At 39.1% G+C, this 284-nt stretch carries 1 protein-coding gene; it reads right to left on the reverse strand.

Features of this window, described 5'->3' with window-relative positions; all coding sequences use genetic code 11:
• On the reverse strand, positions 1-237 hold a 237-nt coding region (locus ACFI4Z_RS19100), incomplete at its 3' end, for a transposase (protein WP_462671894.1).
• Between the last annotated feature and the right edge of the window lie 47 nt (positions 238-284).

A 284-nucleotide genomic window follows, 5' to 3' on the forward strand; every position in this document is an offset into this window, starting at 1 on the left:
TTTCTCAAGGTTGCGGACTTGACGTTCAAGGTCTTTATATGACTTTTCTGGGCCTTTATTTTTAAGTGGCTTGGGTGTTTGACTTGAGGTCATTTTGCTTCTCCAGCTTGATAGCATATCGGGGTGGATACCGTATTTTTCTGCAACCATTTTAACTGTACCGTGAGTATCTAACGACTCTTGCACCACTTTTCTTTTAAATTCCTCTGTATGTTTACGAAATTCTTTTACTTTCATGACACCTGACTCCTAAATAGGTGTCTACTTTTATGGAGTCAGATCAG

Source organism: Pseudoalteromonas sp. RWi3, assembly GCF_054960735.1.